1 protein-coding gene and 1 pseudogene are annotated in these 1642 nt (G+C 62.9%); both read right to left on the bottom strand.

Features of this window, described 5'->3' with window-relative positions; all coding sequences use genetic code 11:
- Nucleotides 1-2: 2 nt before the first annotated feature.
- The gene (locus CW742_RS12200) at nt 3-647 is read right to left on the bottom strand and encodes a small multi-drug export protein (protein WP_292420751.1); all 645 of its coding nucleotides are present in this window, start codon (nt 645-647) and stop codon (nt 3-5) included.
- A 202-nt stretch (nt 648-849) separates the two neighbouring features.
- Nucleotides 850-1642: pseudogene (locus CW742_RS12195) on the bottom strand (Mrp/NBP35 family ATP-binding protein); the annotation flags it as partial.

Genomic DNA, 1642 nt, shown 5'->3' with positions numbered 1-1642 from the left:
GGTCACGGCACCATGACCGCGACCGGCCCCGCACCCCCGCACACCGCCCCTGCAATCTCCGGCGGAAGCGTACCGTTCGCGCAGAGCAGGGAGAGCGCCATATCGGAACCGAGGGCGATGCCAAAACACCCGATGAGCGAACCCGCACCGATGGCAAGGATCGTGAGCAGGGGGGAAAGGCCGAGGAGCCGGCCGGCAATCGATCCGCGGACCCCTCCGCTTCCAAGGACCGGGACCATCACCATGAGCACGACGGCGAAGAACCAGAGGCTTGCCAGCCACCGGTGGGAGAAGAGGAGCTGCCGGGTCTTTTTCGTGAGATCGGACAGCAGCGGCCCGAGCCACGGGACCCGGTACAGGAGATCGAAGTTCAGCGCCATGAATAGGGCGGCAATCATGTCGACTGCAACAATGGCAAGGGCCATGTACCACCAGGGAATGCCCAGCGCAATCCCGACCGGGATCACGGTCTCCTTGCCGGCAGGGGGAAGGAGATACGCCACGATGAGCCCGGCCAGGGGAAAAAACAACTCCTGCGGGAGGGTGAGGAAAAGAACAATCACAAAGGCGACAGTAACCGCTACCGGGAAGAGAAGCGTAAAAGCCCGCCATGACCGGGGCGGGAGCGGGGCAATCTCAGGGAACATGCGCCGGAATCCTCATCCAGTCAATACTACGGGCAGAAAGATAAACTGCACAGGTTCGTGCAAACGGGGGCTGACAATCCCCGCGAGACCGGCGTAAAGAGAGGCGATGCCGGGATGTTGCCGCTTCCGGCCCGGCACGGGATGCGGCGCAGGTATATTTCAGGGGCATCCCTCATCCCCCGTATGCCGTTGTCAGGAATCGTTATTTCCGATCGATCTCTTCCACCAGGCGTTCCATCACGGTGTCCACTGCCTTCCAGGTGGGAGAGTCTGCGTGTTGCATGAGGAACGGCCGGCCGTCGTCACCGGCCCTGACCATGGCCGGATCGAGCGGGATAGCCCCGAGGAACGGGACGCCGAGGTCCTCTGCCGCTTTCTTTCCGCCACCGGCAGAGAAGAGGTTGAGAACCTCCCCGCAGTGGGGACATACCATACCGCTCATGTTCTCGATCACGCCAAGGACCGGCAGGTCAAGTTTCTCGATGAACTTTGCCGCCCGCATCGCATCCATGACCGCAACATCCTGTGGTGTTGTGACGATGACTGCGCCGCGGACATTCGGGGCGAGCTGGGCGATCGTGAGCGCCTCGTCACCGGTGCCGGGCGGGAGGTCGACGACGAGATAGTCGAGCGCCCCCCAGTGCACCTCTGCAAGGAACTGCTGGATTGCCGTCATCTTCATCGGGCCGCGCCAGACCACGGGAGTGCTCGTGTCCGGCAACAGGAACGCCATCGAGAGGGCCGAGAGGTTGCCGGTAACGGGGACGGGTTCAATCGTAGTGGCAGTGACCGCCGGCCGCCGGTCCTCGATCCCCAGCATCTTGGGGATGTTAGGGCCGTGGAAGTCGAGGTCGAGGATGCCGGTCTTCTTCCCATGGTTTGCGAGCGCGAACGCGAGGTTGACGGAAACGGTGGCCTTGCCCACCCCGCCCTTCCCGCTCAGCCCGAGGATGACGTGCTACACGTTGATCTTTGCTTTCGGGGGCAAACCTTTA

Origin of the sequence: Methanoregula sp. (genome assembly GCF_002835825.1) — an archaeon.
In the GTDB taxonomy this organism is placed as follows: domain Archaea; phylum Halobacteriota; class Methanomicrobia; order Methanomicrobiales; family Methanospirillaceae; genus Methanoregula.
This window is presented reverse-complemented; position numbering and strand designations above follow the sequence as displayed.